This is a genomic window from Streptomyces sp. NPDC097595 (assembly GCF_044761525.1).
GTDB lineage: Bacteria > Actinomycetota > Actinomycetes > Streptomycetales > Streptomycetaceae > Streptomyces > Streptomyces drozdowiczii_A.
Window position 1 is genome coordinate 83,212 of record NZ_JBIWCN010000023.1, and the last position, 17,789, is coordinate 101,000.

Consider the following 17,789-nt stretch of genomic DNA (forward strand, 5'->3'; position numbering starts at 1 on the left):
TCAGAACGGCAGGCCGGGCATGCCGCCGCCCAGGCCCTCGGTCAGCGGACCCAGCTTCTGCTGCTGGAGCTGCTGGGCGTTCTCATTGGCCGCCTGGACCGCCGCGACGACGAGGTCCGCGAGGGTCTCGGTGTCCTCCGGGTCCACCGCCTTCGGGTCGATCACCAGGGAGCGCAGCTCGCCCGAGCCGTTGACCGTCGCCTTGACCAGGCCGCCGCCCGCCTGACCGTCGACCTCGGTCCTGGCAAGCTCTTCCTGGGCCTGAGCGAGCTCCTGCTGCATCTTCTGGGCCTGCTGCAGCAGCTGCTGCATATTGGGCTGACCACCACCGGGAATCACGGTCACTCCAGGCATTTCGACGACAAATGTTTCGGTACGCCGAGCCTACGTTGTCGTCGGGCGGCGCGCCCCACCCGCCGAGGAGCAACTCTTTCGAGTGAGATCCAGGGAGCAGTGCCGGGACTCCTATACCTGACCAGAGGCCGTGCACACCCGGGAATACCGCGATTTCGACCCCACGGCCCACCATTCGGCGGTAGGAAGGGCATGCGTCCCGGCACGCACGCGCCTACCCCTCGTCACGCATGGTTACGCATGGGGGACTGCCCGTCGCGTCCAGGGACCGGGAGCAGAGCAGAGATCCGCCCCGTCGTCGAGTACGCGGTCGAGAGCACGCGTCGCTATGCAGCATGCAGAGGAGTACCCCGGTGAGTCAGCCGGAGATGCAGCCCGAAGTGCCGCCCCGCAAGTCCGGCACGCCCGGCCCGGCGGGTGCGGCCGCTCCCTCCGGTACGGACTCCGAGGACCGTGCGGGGCGGGCCCGTGACCTGACCGGGGAGCCGTTCCCGCTGGGCGACTGGGGAGAACCGTCCCAGCGGCTGGACGAGCTCTACCGGTGGCTGGAGGCGGACGCGCTGCGCACCGCCGACTGGTATCTGAACGACCGGCTGTGGAAGCGGCGCGGCGCCAGGGCGCTGCGGATGGGCACCGCCGCCGGGGCGGTCGCGGGCGCCGCCCTGCCGCTGCTCGATCTGACGGGCGCGCTGCACGGCGCGGCCGGCTGGGGCTATCTGTCGCTGCTGCTCAGTGCCGCGTGCATGGCGTGCGACCGCTACTTCGGCCTGACCTCGGGCTGGATAAGGAACCTCGCGACCGCGCAGGCCGTGCAGCGCCGGCTTCAGGTGCTCCGGTTCGACTGGGCGTCGGAGTGCGTACGGGAGGTGCTCGGCCCCGCCGAGGGCACGGCGAGCGAGGCGACCGAGCGGTGCCTGGGCGTGCTGCGGCGCTTCTCCGAGGACATCACGGAGCTCGTACGGTCGGAGACCGCCGACTGGATGGTGGAGTTCCGGGCCGGGCCCGCGCCGCTGGGGATGCAGGCCCTGGTCTCCGGCGGCTCCGGGAACGGGCGCCCGGAGCCGGGTGCGGCGCCCGGGCGCTTCCCGCTCCAGTCGATGGGCCGGCCGAACATGCCCCGGCAGCGCCCGCCGGAGTCCCCGCGCTGACCGTTCACCGGCCGGTGCGGGGCTCCGGCGCGGGACGCCGGGACCGTGTCAGCTGAAGACGATCATCGATCCCTGGGCGAGGCTGCGGGTGGCCGCGGCGTGCAGGCCGAGCCAGACGTGGCGCTCCCGGGCGAAGGGGTTGTCGTCGTACGGGACGGAGGTCGCCGGTTCCTCCAGCTCGGTGGGGGCGGCGGGCGGCAGGGGGGCGGCCGGCGGGTTCGCCGGGTCGATCCCGATGGCCGGGGCGACGAACTCCAGCTCGCGCAGCAGCCCGTGCGCGGAACCGAGCGGGCCGCCCGCCGCCAGCAGGTCGTCGGTGGAGACGGGCGCCTCGAAGTCGAGGGGGACGTAGGCCCCCGCGTGGTCGAAGTGCCACACCAGGTGCGACTGCCGGGCCGTGGACTCGAACATCTCCAGCAACTGCTCGTAGTCCCCGCCCAGCTCACCGACCGGCGTGACGGCGAGGCCGCTGAGCTGGAGCAGATAGGCGCGGCGGAGGAAGTGCAGGGCGTCGTAGTCGAAGCCCGCGACCGGGGCGACGTCCCCGGTCAGTCCCGGCATGTAGGCGTAGACGGGGACGGGCGGCAGTCCGGCCTCGCCCAGGGCTTTGTCGTAGAGGGCGATCTCTTCGGCGAAGGGGTTGTCGGGGCTGTGGCACAGCACATCGACGAGGGGGACAAGCCACAGGTCACAGGCCACGAAGTCTCGCTCTCCAACGGGGGCGTGCGGTGGTCGGGACAGCGTAATGCGACCGGCACCGCGCGCACAGTGGTCGCTCACGACCGGCCCGGGGCGCGGAGGGTCGATGACGGTGCCCGGGGAATTCAGGCGCGTCCCTCGGGCTCCTCCGCGGACGGCTCCAGACCGGCCAGGCGGTCGGCCCAGCTCAGCGCATGGCCGTTGTACCCGTCTATGGCCGCCCGCAGGGCCTCGCGGTCCCGGTGCGTGATGGCGGCGACCAGTTCGGCGTGGCCGTTCCACAGCCAGTCCCGCAGATCGGCGTCGCCCCGCAGGTACGGCACGGCGAACACCCATGCCTGGACGCGCAGCCGGTGCAGGAAGTCGCTGATGTATCCGTTGCCGATGAGCCCGCCGAGCTCGCGCCAGAAGCGCAGGTCGTAACCGATGAGGATGTCCAGGTCACCGCTGCGCGCTGCGCGGGCGGCCTCCTCGGCCCGGCGGCGTACGGAGACGAGCGCGTCCCGGTAGTCGGCACGCCGGTCCGGGACCGGCTCGTGGAAGACGTCCCGGATGACCCCGTCCATGACCAGGGCGCGGGCCTCCACCATCGCCCGGTAGTCCGCGACCGTGAACTGGTGCACCCGGAATCCCCGGTGCTGATCGGATTCGAGCAGGCCCTGCGCGGACAGGTCGAACAGCGCCTCGCGGACGGGCGTCGCTGATACCCCGTACTGCTCGGCGATCTGCTTGACGGTGAACTCCCGCCCCGGCAGCAAACGCCCGGCGAGCACCTCGTCACGCAGCGCGTCCGCGATCTGCTGTCGCAGGGTGCTGCGGGTGACGGCTCCGCTCGGGCACATGGCGCCCCTCCCCCATTCGGTTCCGGGTCACCTTAGACCGGGGTCGCACCGGCCCTGAGCCCCGGAGGGGCCCGGTCGGACGATCCACGCCGCTATTCTCGTCCCCGTCCGGCGTGTTGTCGTACGGGGGAGGCCGCACACCATGGAGAAGCTCGGGTCCACCGATCCACAGCGCATCGGCGCCTACCGGCTGCTGGGGCGCCTCGGCGTGGGCGGGATGGGCCAGGTCTATCTGGCCCGGTCCGATCGCGGCCGTACGGTCGCGCTCAAGCTGGTACGCGAGGAGCTGGCCGCACAGCAGGAATTCCGCGACCGGTTCCGCCAGGAGGTGCGGGCCGCCCGCCGGGTGGGCTCCACGTGGACCGCGCCGGTCCTGGACGCCGATACCGAGGCCGATGTCCCGTGGGTCGCCACCGGATATGTGGCCGGTCCCTCCCTCCACGCCACCGTCTCGGGCAGACCGGGCACCCTGTCCGGCCCGGCCCTCGGCGCCTACGGCCCCCTGCCGGAGCGGTCCGTCCGCATTCTCGGCTCCGGCCTGGCGCACGCCCTGAAGGCCATCCACACGGCCGGCCTGATCCACCGGGACCTGAAGCCCTCCAACATCCTGCTCACGATCGACGGACCGCGCGTCATCGACTTCGGGATAGCCAGGGCTCTGGACACCATCACCGACGGCGGTCTCACCCGCACCGGCGCCCTGGTCGGGACGCCCGGTTTCATGTCTCCGGAGCAGGTGCGGGGCGAGCGGGTGAGCGCGGCGAGCGATGTGTTCTGCCTGGGGTCGGTGCTGACGTACGCCCTGACCGGCCGGCTTCCCTTCGGCGCCGCGGCCAACGAGATGCACGCGCTGCTGTTCCGCATCGCCCAGGAGGACCCGGACCTGACCGGGGTCACTCCGGGGCTCGACGACCTGATCCGCGGCTGCCTCCACAAGGACCCGCAGGCCCGGCCGTCCAGCGACGACATCCTGGCGCTCCTGGCCGACGGCGACAACAGCGCGGAGCCCTGGCTCCCGGGCGCGCTCCTCGCCCAACTCGGGCGCCACGCCGTGGAACTGCTCGACTCCGAGGACCCCGAGGACGCGGTGCCGTCCGGCGCCGTGGTGCCGGATGGCGCGGCGCCCGCCGATGCGGGGCCCGGTGACGCCGCACCGGCGGACGCGGTGCCGGACCCGGATCCGGCCCGGACTCCGAGCACCGCCCCCGCCCCGGGCGCCGGGAAGTCGCAGGGCGCGGTCGCCCTCACCAAGCCGGGCGCCCCCGCCGACGCGGTGAGCGACGCCCCGTCCGACGCTGTCTCCGATGCCCCGTCCGATGCCCCGTCCGACGCTGCCCCCGACGCCCCGTCCGACCCGGGCGCCGGGGCTCCCGCCGAGCCGGCGACCGAGGTCATCGACGCCCCCACCGGTCCGACCGCCCCGCTCCCGTCCCCCGGGCAGCCCGGGCCCGGGTCCGTCCACGCGCTCCCCACCGCGGCCGTCGGCGCGACCGGGGCCGGCGCCACGCCGCCGAGCGGGCCGCCCCCGGGCTACGGCTACCCGCACCAGGCCGCCCAGCCGCAACAGGTCCAAGGCTTCGGCCACCCGCAGCAGCCCAACCCCGGCCAGACGTACGGCTATCCCCAGCAGCCCGGCCAGGGCCAGGCATACGGCTACCCCCAGCAGCCGAGCCCGGATCACGGCTACCCGTACGGCTACCCGCAGCAGCCCGGCCAGGGCGCCACTCCCCCGTACGGCCCCGGGTACCCCACCGGCACCCAGCATCCGGCCCCCGCGCCCGAACCGCCCCGCCGGAGCAGCGGCTCGACCATCGCGCTGATCCTCGTCGCCGTCCTGGTCGCCATAGGCGCGGGCGGGTCCGTCTACGCCCTCATGAACGACAAGGGCGGGACGCCCACGGCCAAGCCCACCCGCTCGGCCGGCCCCTCCCCGTCGCAGGCCATCGACGACTCCCCCTCGCCCGACGTCTCCCCGGATCCCTCGCCCGACGACGGGGACAACGGCGAGGAGGGCGGCGTCCCCGACGGGTACCTGGGCTCCTGGTCCGGCAGCATCGACAACGCCACCGGCCACTCCACCCGTGAACTCGTCATCCGCCAGGGCTCGGTGGGCGACACGGTCCTCACCCTGACCGCCGAAGGCCCCCTCGCCTCCGGCGGCACCTACCGCTGCGTCTTCGAGGCGACCCTGACCGCCGAGGCCGCCGACGGCGAGTCCGTCAGCATCGGCCCCTCCACCGTGACGGAGGGCGAACCGGCGGCTTCCTGCACTCCAGGGGCTCCGACCACGCTCACCCTGCTCCCGGACGGCGGGCTGAGCCGTGAGAACACGTCGAGCGGCGAGAAGCTCACGTACACGAAGACCGGCTGACCCGCCGGGCCGGGCGGTGCCGCCGGTGCGTACGTACGGCTGTCCCCTGCCCCGCCCCGCCGCCGGTTTCACTGGACCAGCGGCCGGAGCGACATGAGCAGGTGCTGGTGGACCGTGTCCCCCGCCCCGTCCGCCGCTGCCGCCGCCTCCTCGTGGTCCCGGTGCCCGGTGATCATGGCGCGCTGGCCCTGGCCCATGAGCTGGAACCGGACCACCGGGGTGTCGAATGTGGCCAGCGCGTCCATCAGGTAGGAGGGGTTGAACCCCACGGTGATCTCGTCGGCGCCCAGGAGTCCGGCGGGCAGGCGCTGGGAGGCCACGTCGTCCTCGTACCCGGCCTGGAGCAGGACGGAGTCCCCGGTGAACGCGAACTGGAGCGGGCTGTCGCCGTCCGCCACGACCGCGACCCGCTTCACCGCCTCGACCAGCGGTTCGCGTTCGGTGACCGCCTTGACCGGGCCGCTGAGCACGAACAGCTTGTCGTGGCGCGGGAGCCGGCCGTCGAGCAGCCGGACCGTGGTGCGCATGCCTTCCCGGTCGAAGCCCGCCGAACCGCTGTCCAGGGCGAGGCGGACCGTACCGGGGTGGGTGCCGACCGAGCGGGCGATCTCGCTGAGCCGACGGGCCGAGACGACGACGTCGGCCGCGACGCCGTGGCCCGTGGGCCGCCAGTCGAGCGTACGAACGGCGAAGCGGTAGCGGTCGGTGGCCGCGAGGGTCATCCGCTCGCCGTCGAGAGCCAGGCGGATTCCGGTGAGCGTGGGAAGGGTGTCGTCCCGGCCGGCGGCCACCGACACATCGGCGACGGCTGCCGCGAACTGCGGCCCGTCCACCTCACCGAGTATCTCCGGCAGCGGGGGCAGCGCGGGGTAGTCGTCCAACGGCAGGACGGACAGACCGAATCCGGCGCCGCCGCCCGTCACCGTGAACCGCGAACCCTCGACGGCGCATTCCACCGGTCCCTCGGGGAGCACCTTGCACACGTCCAGGAGGCGGCGGCCCATGACCAGGACCTTTCCGGGCCGTTCGGTCCGCGCCGCGACCTCGATGCGGGCGGACGCCTCGTAGTCCAGACCGGAGATGCTCAGCCGGTCGTCCGCCGCCTCCAGCAGCAGCCCGCCCAGGACGGGCACGGGCGACCTGGTGGGCAGGACGCGGGCGGCCCAGGAGACGGCGTCCGTCAGCTCGCCCCGTTCGATCCGGAACTCCATCGTGATGACCTCTCCTCGTGCGCCGACCGTTTGCGGTCCCGACGCTTGCGACGTTAGAGGCGACCACTGACAACGAGGCGGGGGACGCCCCCGCCCGCAAGGCCGGAGGCGTCCCCCACACGAGTGAAGTTGCCGGGTGAAAGCGCTGGTCAGCAGCTCAAGTTGGAACCGGGCGTGGTGCCGAGGATCTGGACGAACGCCTGGTACTTGTCGATGCGGCTCTGGACCTGGGCGGGGTTGCCGCCGTTGCACTCGATCGAGCCGTTGATGGAGCGGATCGTCTCACCGAAGCCGGCGCCGTTCACCATGGCGTTGTGGGGGGTCATGGTGCCGGGGCCGCTCTGGGTGTTCCAGTACCAGAGGCCGGTCTTCCAGGCCACGGCGGCGTCCTGCTCGACCAGGTAGGGGTTGCCCAGCAGGTCGATGCCGAGCGCGTCGCCCGCGGCCTTGTAGTTGAAGTTCCAGCTGAGCTGGATCGGACCGCGTCCGTAGTACGCGGCCTGGCCCGCCGGGCAGCCGTAGGGCTGGCTGCTGTCGCAGTAGTGCGGGTAGTTGGCGGTGTTCTGCTCGACGATGTACACCAGCCCGCCGGTCTCGTGGCTGACGTTGGCGAGGAAGGCCGCGGCCTCCTGCTTCTTGACGGTGTCGCTGCCCGTGTTCGCGAAGCCCGGGTAGGCGTCCAGCGCGGCGACCAGCCCGCTGTACGTGTAGAAGGAATTGCGGCCGGGGAACATCTGGTTGAACTGGGCCTCGCTGACCACGAATCCGGAGGAGGAGCCCGGGTCGCCCGGGTCCGTGCCGCCTCCGCTTCCGCAGGCGCCCTGGTCGGCCCAGACGTCCGAGCTGCCCGGCTTCTCGTTCTGGGTCCACCACTTGGCGGTCCAGTTGTGCCCGTTGTACGAGGCGGCGCCGCCGCCGGTGTACACGGACGAGGCGTTCCAGGCGGCCGCGCAGTCGGCGGCCGACGCGGTGGTGGCGGGGAGTACGACAAGCCCTGCGACGACCGCGCCCAGCGCGGCGAGCAGGCCCATGATGCGACGGAACATCTGCACACTCCTTCGTCGCGGCGCACCGATCGTCGCGGCGCACCGCTGTGGGGGGTTGCCGCCACTCAAGCGCGGTTGGTCTGGACCTGTCAAGGTCTAGACCAAAAAACGGAACCTCTTCCGCCGCGAGGCGCCCGGGGCCCTCGCGCGACGCGAAGATCGCACTGGCCCCGGGGTTCGACACGGCGTCAGCAAGTGAGATGGGAGCCCGGGTCGACGTCGATGAGATCCGTGATGTGCTCGTACTTGGCCGCCCGGGCCTCCACCGAGCCGGGGTTCCCGCCGTTGCACTCCAGCGAGCCGTTCAGCGAGCGGATGGTCTCCCCGAAGCCGGCCCCGCCGACCATGGCGTCGTGGGAGGTCATGGTGCCGGGACCGTTCTGGGTGTTCCAGTACCAGAGCGCGGTCTGCCAGGCGACGGACGGATCACGCTCCACCAGCCACGGGTCGTTGAGCAGATCGAGGCCGAGCGCGTCTCCGGCGGCCTTGTAGTTGAAGTTCCAGCTGAACATGATCGGGCCGCGCCCGTAGTAGGCGGACTGCCCGGCCGGACAGCCGAACGGCTGGCTGTAGTCGCACTTGATCCAGTAGTTGGCCTCGTTGATCTCCTTCACGTACTGCAGGCCGACCGACTCGAAGTCGGCGTGCGTCAGGAACGCCGCCGCCTCACGGCTCCTGGTCTCCTCGGTCCCGGTGTTGGCGAAGCGGGGATACGCGTGCAGCGCGTCGATCAGGCCCTGGTAGGTGTAGAAGGGATCGCGCCCGGGGAAGATCTCGTCGAACTCCGCCTCGCTGATGACGAAGTCGGAAACCCCGCCCGTACAGGCGCCCGCGTCCGCCCAGACGGTGGCGGCGCCCGGATTCTCGTTCTGCGTCCACCACTTCGCCGTCCAGTTGCGGCCGTGGTGCGAGACCGTGCCGCCGGCCGTGTAGGCGGTCGAGGAGTTCCACAGGGGTGCGCACGACGTGGAGCCTGTGGTGTCCGAGGCGGCCGGTGCGGCGGTGGCGACGCCGGGCAGGAAGGCCGCCGTGGCGACGACCGCGCTCAGTACGGTCAGGATGCTCTTGATGCGGTTCAGCGCTGCTCACTCCTTCGACAGGACGGGCATGGTGCGCCGCACACCTCGGCGGGCGGGCCGTGCGGGCATCCCTGCACCCAACCGTCGCTGGTCTGAACCTGTCAAGGTCTAGACCAGGCGGCCTCGCTGAGCGCCCACATGCCGGAGGGCCGAGGCTCAACCGCCGCCCCGGCCCTCCTGTGCTCCTGTACGACTACAGGAACGAGTTGATCTCGATGGTCTCGGTACGGCCGGGGCCGACGCCGATCGCGGAGATCGGGGCGCCGGACATCTCCTCCAGCGCCTTCACGTACGCCTGCGCGTTCTTCGGCAGGTCGGCGAACGTCTTCGCCTTGGTGATGTCCTCGGACCAGCCCGGGAGCATCTCGTACACCGGCTTCGCGTGGTGGAAGTCGGTCTGGCTGTACGGGAGCTCCTCGACGCGCTTGCCGTCGATCTCGTACGCGACGCACACCGGGATCTGCTCCCAGCCGGTCAGCACGTCCAGCTTGGTGAGGAAGAAGTCGGTGAGGCCGTTGACCCGGGTCGCGTACCGCGCGATGACCGCGTCGAACCAGCCGCACCGGCGGTCACGGCCGGTGGTGACACCGCGCTCACCGCCGATCCGGCGCAGCGCCTCGCCGTCCTCGTCGAGCAGCTCCGTCGGGAACGGCCCGGCGCCGACACGGGTCGTGTACGCCTTGAGGATGCCGATGACCCGGCTGATCTTGGTCGGACCCACGCCCGCACCGGTGCAGGCGCCACCCGCGGTCGGGTTCGAGGAGGTCACGAAGGGGTACGTGCCGTGGTCGACGTCGAGCAGCGTGCCCTGGCCGCCCTCGAACAGGACGACCTTGCCCGCGTCGATGGCGTTGTTCAGCAGGAGCGTCGTGTCGGCCACGTAGGGCTTGAGCTGCTCCGCGTACTGGAGCATGTCCTCGACGACCTTGCCGGCCTCGATGGCGCGCCGGTTGAAGACCTTGGCCAGAAGCTGGTTCTTCTGCTCCAGGGCCGCTTCGACCTTCTGCTCCAGGATCGACTCGTCGTAGAGGTCCTGGACGCGGATGCCGACCCGGTTGATCTTGTCGGCGTACGTCGGGCCGATGCCGCGACCGGTGGTACCGATCTTGCGCTTCCCGAGGAACCGTTCCGTCACCTTGTCGACGGTGACGTTGTACGGGGTGATCAAATGAGCGTTGCCGCTGATCAGCAGCTTCGACGTGTCCACGCCGCGGTCGTTCAGCCCACTCAGCTCGGAGAGCAGGACCGCCGGGTCGACGACGACACCATTACCGATGACCGGGGTACACCCCGGTGACAGGATGCCGGAGGGGAGGAGATGCAGTGCGTACTTCTGGTCACCGACGACCACCGTGTGGCCGGCGTTGTTGCCGCCCTGGTAGCGCACCACATAGTCCACGGATCCACCGAGGAGGTCGGTGGCCTTTCCCTTGCCCTCGTCACCCCACTGAGCACCGAGCAGCACAAGTGCGGGCACAGGCGTACACCCCTTCCGGGCGGGGCATGTCCAAGGTCAGGGGGCGTACGAAAACGCCGTACATGCCGTACGTCGTTGTACGGCACCGTCCGAACCGTCGAACCGGGTGCCCCGGAATAGACGAAACCCCTGGCGCAATAGCGCAAGGGGCTCTTGCACCAAGATGCTACCCGAGGAAGGACCGAGGTGTCGGCTGCCCAGCCCCCCGGTAACGGTGCGCCCCACCTGCTGGTGGTGATCGATCCGGTCGCCCGCCGGACGGACGGCGAGTCCGTCCGCATCGCGAAGGACGTGCTGAGCGCCGGCTCGCACGCCAAGATCTGCCTCCCGGACAGCCCCGGGGAATTCACCCGGGCCCTGTCCCGCCGGGGCGGCCGGCGGCCGGTGGTGATCGGCGACGACCGGGCGCTGCGGCGCGCCGTGTCGCTGCTGCACCGGGAGCGGGAGCCCGCCATGAGCGCGTTGTCGCTCGTCCCCGTCGGCGCGTCGGGGGCGCTGGAACTCGCCCACTCGCTCGGCGTGCCGAACGGTGCCGTGGCGGCGGCGCGCACGGCGCTGGACGGGGCGGTGCGCCGCCTCGACCTGCTCGTGGACGACAGCGACGGCGTGGTCCTGGGCGCGCTGCGCATCCCCGCGCTGAACGGCGCCCCCGGCACGGGGGCCGACCGCCCGGGCGTGTCCTCCGTCTGGGACGCCTGCCGCTCCCTGGTCCGCACCCTGGTGCGCCCCGCGCCTCCGGAGCCGCCCGCCGTGCCGCCGACGCACCGGCTGCGCGTGGAGGCCGACGGCGTCGTGCTGAACGACCTCGACCGCCCGGTCGCCTCCGTGACGGTGAGGTCGGGCTGCGGCGACGACGGCCTGGCCGCCGTGACGATCGACGCGCCGGACACCGCCCCGGTCACCACGGAGGCGAAGGCGGTCACGGTCTCGGGGGCGGACTTCCGCTACCGGGCGGACATACAGGTCGCGGGGCCGGTGCGGACCCGGACGTGGACGGTACGGGCGGGGGCCTGGGGGCTGATGCTCCCGGCGGGATAACGGGCGCGGGTGCTCAGGTGCCCGCGCCGGAGCCGCCCGCCGGCAGGTCGAGGGTCTTGCGGTGCTCCTCCCAGCGGCCCATCAGCCCCTCCAGCTCCGACTGCAGGAACTCGAAGAACGCCGCCGTCTCGGCGATCCGGGCGCCGGCCGGGGTGTGCTCGCCGAGCGTGCGCGCACCATCCTTGAGGGTGCGCTCCCAGCGGGTGAGGACCTGGTCGCGGCTGGCGAAGGTGGTGTACCAGATCTCGTTGTGCAAGCGGTACCGGTCGCGGCGGGAGCCCGGTTCGCGCTCGCGGCCGACCATGCTGACCTGCGTGAGGTAGTTGATCGCGCCGGATACGGCGGCGGGGCTGATCTGCAGGGCCAGGGCGAGCTCCGCCGAGGTCATCGAGGCGTCGTCGTCCGCGAGCAGGGCCGCGAAGACGCGCGAGGCCATGCGCTGCATCCCCGCCTCGGTCATCTCGGACGCGAACCGCTCGACAAACCGCGCGACGGCCTCGGCGTCCCGGTCCCCGGGGCCCCGGACCGCGCCCTCGGCCGCCTTCTCCTCCGCGGATTCGCCGCTCATCCCGCTCCTCTTCCTCGGTGCGCCACTGCATGTCACTCCTTCGAGTTTATACGGTTCCTTAACTTCACAATTTTGTGAAAGTAGCGTACGTTCAAAATCATGACGAAGGCAATCACCGTGGCCGGACTGTGCAAATCGTTCGGCCGGACGCAGGCGCTGGACGGGCTCGACCTGGCCGTCGAGACCGGTGAGGTCCATGGCTTCCTCGGTCCGAACGGGTCGGGGAAGTCCACCACCATCCGGGTCCTGCTGGGGCTGCTCAGAGCCGACTCCGGTGCGGCCCAGCTGCTCGGCGGCGACCCCTGGCGCGAAGCGGTCGAGCTGCACCGGCGCGTGGCGTATGTGCCCGGGGACGTCACGCTGTGGCGCAACCTCTCCGGCGGCGAGGTGATCGACCTGTACGGGCGGCTGCGCGGTGGTCTCGACGGGGCCCGGCGGGCGGACCTCGTGGACCGCTTCGAGCTCGACCCGACGAAGAAGGGGCGGACGTACTCCAAGGGGAACCGGCAGAAGGTGGCCCTGGTCGCCGCCTTCGCGTCGGACGTCGACCTGCTGATCCTGGACGAGCCGACGAGCGGGCTCGATCCGCTGATGGAGGAGGTCTTCCAGGGCTGCGTGGCCGAGGAGCGCGAGCGCGGCCGGACGGTCCTGCTCTCCAGCCACATCCTGAGCGAGGTGGAATCGCTCTGCGACCGGGTCAGCATCATCCGCCAGGGCCGGACGGTGGAGACCGGATCGCTGGCGGACATGCGCCATCTGACGCGGACGCACATCAGCGCCGAGCTGATACGCGATCCGGACGGCCTGACACGGCTCCCCGGAATCCATGACCTCGACGTCGAAGGGCGGCGGGTCTCGCTCCAGGTGGACACGGACCAGCTGGACGCCGTGCTCAAGTCCCTCTCCGCGTCCGGCGTCCGCTCGCTGACGTGCACCCCGCCCACGCTGGAGGAGCTCTTCCTCCGCCACTACACGGCGGACGCCGGGCAGTCGTCAGGGGTGGTGGCGCGATGACCGCCGTACCCCTCGCGACGAAGGCGGGCGTGCGGCGCCGCGCCTCCACCGGTCAGCTCACCGGGACCTGGGCCCTGCTGAGACTCGCCCTGCGGCGCGACCGCATCGTCATCCCCGTCTGGGTGCTCGTTCTCGGCGGCTCCTTCTCCTCCGTCGGTACGTCCATCTCCTCGCTCTACGAAACGCCCGCCCAACGAGCCGAGCTCGCCGCGTCGATGAACGGCAACAGCTCCGTGCGGGCGATGTACGGGCCCGTGTTCGGCGACTCCGTCGGAGGGCTTGTCAGCTGGCGCATGCTCGCCTTCGGCGCCGCGCTGGCGGCGGTGATGAGCCTGGTCGTCGTCGTGCGCCACACCCGGGAGGAAGAGGAGACGGGTCGTCAGGAGATGCTCTCCTCGGCGATGGTGGGGCGCCGTGCTCCGCTCACCGCCGCACTGCTCGCGGCGCTCATCGCCCATGCCGGCCTGGCGCTGGTGATCACAGCCGGGATGGCCGGCTCGGGTGCGGGGGGCGCGGGGGCGGTGGCGCTCGCGTCGGCCGTCGCCGGGGTCGGGATGCTGTTCGCCTGCACCGCTGCGATCGCCGCCCAGTTCACCGAGAGCGGGCGCCTCGCAAAGGGGGTCACGGCGGCGGTGGTGGGTGCCGCGTTCGTCCTGAAGGCGGCGGGCGACTCGGCCACGGACGACGGCTCCTCCCTCCTCACCTGGCTCTCCCCGCTCGGCTGGGCGGAGAACGTCCGGCCGTACGCGGACGAGCGCTGGTGGGTGCTCCTCCTGATCGCCGGCGCGGTGGCGGTGCAGTGCCTCGTGGCGTACGCGCTGACGGGGCGCCGGGACGTCGGTATGAGCTTCCTGGCGGCGCGTCCGGGGCCGGCACGGGGCCGGATGTCCACCGCCTGGCATCTGGCGATACGGCTGCAACGCGGTGCGCTCCTGGGGTGGACGGTGTCCTTCGCCGTGGTCGGGTTCGTCTTCGGTGGACTGGCCGGCGGGGCGGCGGACCTGGTCGGGGACAACGAGAAGGCCCGGGAGATCTTCGAGCGGATGGGCGGGCAGTCCGGCCTCACCGACGCGTTTCTCGCCTCGATGGTCTCCGTGCTCGGCACGGTCGCCGCTCTGTACATCGCCGCGTCGGTGCTCCGGCTGCACGGTGAGGAGACCGCCGGCCGCGCGGAGCCGGTGCTCGCGGGCGGGGTCGGCCGGCTCCACTGGGCGGGGGGCCATCTGCTCATCGCCTTCGGTGGGGCGGCCCTGATCATGGCGGTCGGCGGTCTCGGCCTGGCTGCGGGATACGGCCACGCGCTTCCGGCCGTGCTCGGCGCCTGTCTGGTGCAACTGCCCGCCGTCTGGCTGCTCGGCGCGATCACGGCCCTGCTCCACGGGGCGATACCGAGGGCGGCCCCGGCGAGCTGGGGCGTGGTGGGGCTCTGCCTGGCGCTCGGCTGGATCGGGCCCGCCCTGGACCTGCCGCAGCCGGTGATGGACGCCTCGCCGTTCACGCACCTGCCGAAGCTGCCGGGAGCGGGGATGGAGTGGGGACCGGTGCTGCTCCTCACCGTGCTGTCGGCGGCGCTGGTGGCCGCGGCCTTGGCGGCGTTGCGCCGCCGGGACCTGGTCACCTGAGGTGGGGCGCGCGGGAGTCCCGCCCGCCCGCGGCCTCAGACCTCGACCCGCAGCTCCTTCAGGCCCCTGATGACATAGCCCGGGTTCCACTCGGGCTCGGCGGCCAGTCGCAGGCCGGGGGCCTTGCGCAGCAGCTCACCGAAGGAGGCGGCCAGTTCGACCCGGGCGAGCGGGGCGCCCAGGCAGAAGTGGATGCCGGCGCCGAAGGTGATGTGCGGGTTCTCCCGCCGGGCGAGGTCCAGGGTGTCCGGGGCCGCGAAGCGGGCGGGATCGCGGTTGGCCGATCCGAAGAGCAGGGCCACCTCGGAGCCCCGTGGAATGACCGTGCCGTCGATCTCGATGTCGTCCAGGACCCAGCGCTCGAACATCTGGAGGGGGGTGTCGTACCGCATCAGTTCTTCCAGCGCCGTGGGCAGAAGCCCGTGGTCGGCGTGGAGGGCGGCCAGCTGCTCGGGGTGGCGCAGCAGCGTCCACCAGCCGTTGACCGTGGTGTTGACGGTCGCCTCGTGCCCGGCATTCAGGAGGAGGACGCAGGTGGAGACCATCTCCTGCTCGGTCAGCCGCTCGCCCTCGTCGTGGGCGGCGACGAGGGCGGAGATGAGGTCGGTGCCCGGGTGCGCGCGCCGCTCGGCGATCAGCTCGCGCAGATACGCGGAGAATTCGAGGGAGGCACGGACGGCGGCGCGGGCGGTGTCCTCGGACGGGTTGAGTTCGAACATCCCGCAGATCGCCGCGGACCAGGGCCGCAGCGGGGCCCGGTCGGACTCCGGGATACCGAGCATCTCGGCGATCACGGCCACGGGCAGCGGCTCGGCGACGGCCGACAGCAGGTCGCCCCCGCCCTGCTCGACGAAGTCGTCCACGAGTCCGGCTGCCAGCCGCTGGACGGTGGGGACGAGCTGTTCGACGGTGCGCGGGGTGAACGCCTTGGACACCAGGCGCCGGATGCGGGTGTGGTCCGGCGGTTCGAGGTCCAGCAGCCCTTGCCCGTTGAGCGTCTCGAACGGCTCGTGCTCCGGGGGCGGTGGTGTCCGGCCGAACTCCTCGTGCGTGAACCGGTGGAGGTAGGTGCGGCCCAGCCGCCGGTCTCGCAGCAGGGCCGACACGTCGGCGTAGTGCGGGACGAGCCACTGGTCGGTGGGCTCGAAGTAGTGCGCCCGGCCGGTGGCCCGCAGCTCGGCGTAGGCGGGGTACGGGTCGGCGACGAACGCCGCCGACCAGGGGTCGAACGGGGCGGGGGAGGTGCTGGGCTGGTCCATGGGCCGACGCTAGACCACGGTGCTCAGGAAGGGGTGACCAAGCGGGCCTCATAGGCGAAGACGGCGGCCTGGGTGCGGTCGCGGAGACCGAGCTTGACCAGGATGCGGCTCACGTGGGTCTTGATGGTCGACTCGGCGACGACGAGGTGTCCGGCGATCTCCGCGTTCGACAGGCCCTGGGCGATGAGGACGAGCACCTCCGTCTCGCGCTCGGTGAGGTCGCCGACGCGGGCCAGGGCCGGAGGGCGGGGAGCGGAGGCGAGCCTGGAGAACTCGGTGATCAGGCGCCGGGTCACGGTGGGGGCCAGCAGCGCCTCGCCGGCGGCGACCACACGTACGCCGTCGGCGAGCTGGCGGGCCGAGGCGTCCTTGAGCAGGAAGCCGGAGGCCCCCGCGCGCAGGGCCTGGTAGACGTATTCGTCCAAGTCGAAGGTGGTGAGGACCAGGACCTTCGCGTCCTCGTCCGCGGCGACGATCTCCCGCGTCGCCTCGATGCCGTTGAGCTCCGGCATGCGGATGTCCATCAGCACCACGTCGGGGCGGAGCGCGGCGACCTGGGAGACGGCCTCGCGGCCGTTCACCGCCTCGCCGACGACCTCGATGCCTGGCATGGCGTTGAGCAGGACCGAGAAGCCCTCGCGGACCATCATCTGGTCGTCCACGATCAGGACCCGGATCGGCGGGGCGGCGGGCTGCGTGGTCATACCTGCTCCTTGAAGGCGCCGGGCGCACCGGGCGCCGTCTGCTGGGCCGGGATGAAGGCCGTGACCTCGTAACCGCCCTCCTCGGTGGCCTCGGCGGTCATCTCGCCGTTCAGCATCGCGACCCGCTCCCGCATGCCGGTGATTCCGTGCCCGGCCCCCGGCGACGGCTTCACCGGGGCGGTCGGCGGTCCGTTGACCACGCGCAGGCCGAGCCCGCTGAGGACGTAGCCGATCTCGACCCGGGCCGTGGCGCCCGGGGCGTGCCGCAGGCTGTTGCTGAGCGCCTCCTGGATGATCCGGTACGCCGACAGCTCGACGCCCTGGGGCAGTTCGCGGACCGCGCCGGTCACCGCCTTCTCCGTCACCAGGCCCGCCTCCCCGACGTTGGCGAGCAGCCGGTCGAGATCGGCGAGGGTGGGCTGCGGCGCGTCCGGTGCCTCGTAGTCGTCGGCCCGGACGACGCCGAGCACCCGGCGCAGTTCGGTGAGCGCGGCCACGGCGTTCTCCCGGATCGTGGCGAACGCCTGCTCCAGCTCCGGTGGCGGGTTCTCCACCCGGTACGGGGCGGCCTCGGCCTGGATGGCGACGACGGACATGTGGTGGGCGACCACGTCGTGGAGTTCGCGGGCGATCGTGGTGCGCTCCTCCAGCAGCGTGCGCCGGTCGCGCTCGACGGCGGTGACGGTGCGCTGCACGGTGACCTCGCGCTGCGCCTCCCGCCGGACCTGGACCAGGCTCACCACGAGCAGCGCGAACGCCGACGCCACCGCCATGCCCGCGGTGTTCGGCCCGCCGGCCCCGCCGGTGACGACGCCCTCCACGACCAGGCCCAGCAGCAGCGTGAGCACCCACATCCAGGCGGCAGTGCGCGGCCGGGTCCTGGCCGCGACGACGAACAGCACCACCAGGTGGGAGATGAGGAGGCTCGGCGACCATGGTTCGTAGCCGCCCACCACCACGCTCACCGGCATCAGAACCATCGACATCCAGAACGCCCCGACCGGCCTGATCAGCGTCATCGCCACACAGGCGGCGGGCAGCAGGCCGGACAGCAGGACGCCGGCGTTGCTGGTGACGACGAACCCCGCCATGAAGGTGATCAGCGCGGTGCCCAGCACCACCGCGTGCGGGGCCCACGCGGCCCGTGCCGCGAGCCGCCGCGGCAGCCGCCCGGTCAGCGGCCCGTCCGTGCGCATCGGTGACATCGGCCGGTAGGCGAAGGCGTCCTCGAAGAGGTCTTCCCAGAGGTCGTCCATCGCACGCGCGGCGAGCCGTAGCTCCGGGCTTCTGGTCTTGGTCTCGGTCACGCCTCAACGGTAGGCGGGGCGGCGGGCCGGGTCGTCAGCAGTGATGCGGA

16 protein-coding genes are annotated in these 17,789 nt (G+C 72.0%); 5 read left to right on the plus strand and 11 right to left on the minus strand.

Annotated features, from left to right (window positions below; all coding sequences use genetic code 11):
• Nucleotides 1-339: a YbaB/EbfC family nucleoid-associated protein gene (locus tag ACIQZN_RS29670; protein ID WP_265547225.1), complete on the minus strand. Its 339-nt coding sequence runs from the start codon at nucleotides 337-339 to the stop codon at nucleotides 1-3.
• 383 nt (nucleotides 340-722) lie between these two features.
• On the opposite strand from ACIQZN_RS29670, the gene ACIQZN_RS29675 reads away from it, so the two are divergent.
• Nucleotides 723-1,502: an SLATT domain-containing protein gene (locus ACIQZN_RS29675; RefSeq protein ID WP_404000381.1), complete on the plus strand. Its 780-nt coding sequence runs from the start codon at nucleotides 723-725 to the stop codon at nucleotides 1,500-1,502.
• Between the two features lie 48 nt (nucleotides 1,503-1,550).
• Here ACIQZN_RS29675 and ACIQZN_RS29680 read toward each other — a convergent pair whose 3' ends face one another.
• Together ACIQZN_RS29680 and ACIQZN_RS29685 are read right to left on the minus strand one after the other, a co-directional pair.
• Nucleotides 1,551-2,201 (minus strand): hypothetical protein, encoded by a 651-nt coding sequence (locus tag ACIQZN_RS29680; RefSeq protein ID WP_404000255.1) that lies wholly within the window; start codon nucleotides 2,199-2,201, stop codon nucleotides 1,551-1,553.
• 125 nt (nucleotides 2,202-2,326) lie between these two features.
• Nucleotides 2,327-3,043 carry a GntR family transcriptional regulator gene (locus ACIQZN_RS29685; protein ID WP_404000258.1) on the minus strand — a complete coding sequence of 239 codons (717 nt, stop codon included), beginning with the start codon at nucleotides 3,041-3,043 and terminating at the stop codon, nucleotides 2,327-2,329.
• Nucleotides 3,044-3,185: 142 nt separating this feature from the next.
• Between ACIQZN_RS29685 and ACIQZN_RS29690 the strand changes: the two genes are divergently transcribed.
• Nucleotides 3,186-5,414: a protein kinase gene (locus tag ACIQZN_RS29690; protein WP_404000261.1), complete on the plus strand. Its 2,229-nt coding sequence runs from the start codon at nucleotides 3,186-3,188 to the stop codon at nucleotides 5,412-5,414.
• A gap of 68 nt (nucleotides 5,415-5,482) precedes the next feature.
• On the opposite strand, the gene dnaN is transcribed toward ACIQZN_RS29690, so the two are convergent.
• The 4 genes from dnaN to ACIQZN_RS29710 form a co-directional block, all read right to left on the minus strand.
• Nucleotides 5,483-6,625: a DNA polymerase III subunit beta gene (dnaN, locus tag ACIQZN_RS29695; protein ID WP_404000264.1), complete on the minus strand. Its 1,143-nt coding sequence runs from the start codon at nucleotides 6,623-6,625 to the stop codon at nucleotides 5,483-5,485.
• Between the two features lie 149 nt (nucleotides 6,626-6,774).
• Nucleotides 6,775-7,671 (minus strand): glycoside hydrolase family 19 protein, encoded by an 897-nt coding sequence (locus ACIQZN_RS29700; RefSeq protein ID WP_404000267.1) that lies wholly within the window; start codon nucleotides 7,669-7,671, stop codon nucleotides 6,775-6,777.
• 188 nt (nucleotides 7,672-7,859) lie between these two features.
• A complete protein-coding gene (locus ACIQZN_RS29705) occupies nucleotides 7,860-8,750 on the minus strand; it encodes a glycoside hydrolase family 19 protein (RefSeq protein WP_404000384.1) in 891 nt (296 codons plus the stop codon).
• Nucleotides 8,751-8,943: 193 nt separating this feature from the next.
• Nucleotides 8,944-10,227, minus strand: a complete 1,284-nt coding sequence (locus tag ACIQZN_RS29710) for an adenylosuccinate synthase (protein WP_404000269.1) — start codon at nucleotides 10,225-10,227, stop codon at nucleotides 8,944-8,946.
• A gap of 186 nt (nucleotides 10,228-10,413) precedes the next feature.
• On the opposite strand from ACIQZN_RS29710, the gene ACIQZN_RS29715 reads away from it, so the two are divergent.
• Complete coding sequence (locus ACIQZN_RS29715) at nucleotides 10,414-11,265, plus strand: diacylglycerol kinase (RefSeq protein ID WP_404000272.1); 852 nt, start codon at nucleotides 10,414-10,416, stop codon at nucleotides 11,263-11,265.
• Between the two features lie 13 nt (nucleotides 11,266-11,278).
• Here ACIQZN_RS29715 and ACIQZN_RS29720 read toward each other — a convergent pair whose 3' ends face one another.
• Nucleotides 11,279-11,833: a GbsR/MarR family transcriptional regulator gene (locus ACIQZN_RS29720; RefSeq protein WP_404000275.1), complete on the minus strand. Its 555-nt coding sequence runs from the start codon at nucleotides 11,831-11,833 to the stop codon at nucleotides 11,279-11,281.
• 99 nt (nucleotides 11,834-11,932) lie between these two features.
• Between ACIQZN_RS29720 and ACIQZN_RS29725 the strand changes: the two genes are divergently transcribed.
• Together ACIQZN_RS29725 and ACIQZN_RS29730 are read left to right on the plus strand one after the other, a co-directional pair.
• Nucleotides 11,933-12,847, plus strand: a complete 915-nt coding sequence (locus tag ACIQZN_RS29725) for an ATP-binding cassette domain-containing protein (protein ID WP_404000278.1) — start codon at nucleotides 11,933-11,935, stop codon at nucleotides 12,845-12,847.
• Nucleotides 12,844-14,469 carry an ABC transporter permease gene (locus ACIQZN_RS29730; RefSeq protein WP_404000281.1) on the plus strand — a complete coding sequence of 542 codons (1,626 nt, stop codon included), beginning with the start codon at nucleotides 12,844-12,846 and terminating at the stop codon, nucleotides 14,467-14,469. The genes ACIQZN_RS29725 and ACIQZN_RS29730 overlap by 4 nt, the downstream gene beginning before the upstream one ends.
• Before the next feature lie 35 nt (nucleotides 14,470-14,504).
• On the opposite strand, the gene ACIQZN_RS29735 is transcribed toward ACIQZN_RS29730, so the two are convergent.
• Genes ACIQZN_RS29735 through ACIQZN_RS29745 form a run of 3 tightly spaced genes read right to left on the minus strand, consistent with a single transcriptional unit; the run spans nucleotide 14,505 to nucleotide 17,688 of the window.
• The gene (locus tag ACIQZN_RS29735; protein ID WP_404000284.1) at nucleotides 14,505-15,728 is read right to left on the minus strand and encodes a cytochrome P450; all 1,224 of its coding nucleotides are present in this window, start codon (nucleotides 15,726-15,728) and stop codon (nucleotides 14,505-14,507) included.
• A 23-nt stretch (nucleotides 15,729-15,751) separates the two neighbouring features.
• Entirely contained in the window at nucleotides 15,752-16,432 is a 681-nt protein-coding gene (locus ACIQZN_RS29740) for a response regulator (protein WP_404000287.1), read from the minus strand.
• Nucleotides 16,429-17,688, minus strand: coding sequence for a sensor histidine kinase (locus ACIQZN_RS29745; RefSeq protein ID WP_404000387.1), 1,260 nt, complete (start codon nucleotides 17,686-17,688; stop codon nucleotides 16,429-16,431). Before ACIQZN_RS29745 ends, ACIQZN_RS29740 begins: the two co-directional genes overlap by 4 nt.
• Nucleotides 17,689-17,789 lie beyond the last annotated feature (101 nt).

What these genes read in the sequence shown, in the direction of transcription:
- ACIQZN_RS29690 (WP_404000261.1), top strand. Translation starts at nt 3,186, where the DNA reads ATGGAGAAGCTCGGGTCCACCGATCCACAGCGCATCGGCGCCTACCGG.
- ACIQZN_RS29720 (WP_404000275.1), bottom strand. Translation starts at nt 11,833, where the DNA reads ATGAGCGGCGAATCCGCGGAGGAGAAGGCGGCCGAGGGCGCGGTCCGG.
- ACIQZN_RS29700 (WP_404000267.1), bottom strand. Translation starts at nt 7,671, where the DNA reads ATGTTCCGTCGCATCATGGGCCTGCTCGCCGCGCTGGGCGCGGTCGTC.
- ACIQZN_RS29745 (WP_404000387.1), bottom strand. Translation starts at nt 17,688, where the DNA reads ATGGACGACCTCTGGGAAGACCTCTTCGAGGACGCCTTCGCCTACCGG.
- ACIQZN_RS29685 (WP_404000258.1), bottom strand. Translation starts at nt 3,043, where the DNA reads ATGTGCCCGAGCGGAGCCGTCACCCGCAGCACCCTGCGACAGCAGATC.
- ACIQZN_RS29740 (WP_404000287.1), bottom strand. Translation starts at nt 16,432, where the DNA reads ATGACCACGCAGCCCGCCGCCCCGCCGATCCGGGTCCTGATCGTGGAC.
- ACIQZN_RS29725 (WP_404000278.1), top strand. Translation starts at nt 11,933, where the DNA reads ATGACGAAGGCAATCACCGTGGCCGGACTGTGCAAATCGTTCGGCCGG.
- ACIQZN_RS29730 (WP_404000281.1), top strand. Translation starts at nt 12,844, where the DNA reads ATGACCGCCGTACCCCTCGCGACGAAGGCGGGCGTGCGGCGCCGCGCC.
- dnaN (WP_404000264.1), bottom strand. Translation starts at nt 6,625, where the DNA reads ATGGAGTTCCGGATCGAACGGGGCGAGCTGACGGACGCCGTCTCCTGG.
- ACIQZN_RS29735 (WP_404000284.1), bottom strand. Translation starts at nt 15,728, where the DNA reads ATGGACCAGCCCAGCACCTCCCCCGCCCCGTTCGACCCCTGGTCGGCG.
- ACIQZN_RS29675 (WP_404000381.1), top strand. Translation starts at nt 723, where the DNA reads ATGCAGCCCGAAGTGCCGCCCCGCAAGTCCGGCACGCCCGGCCCGGCG.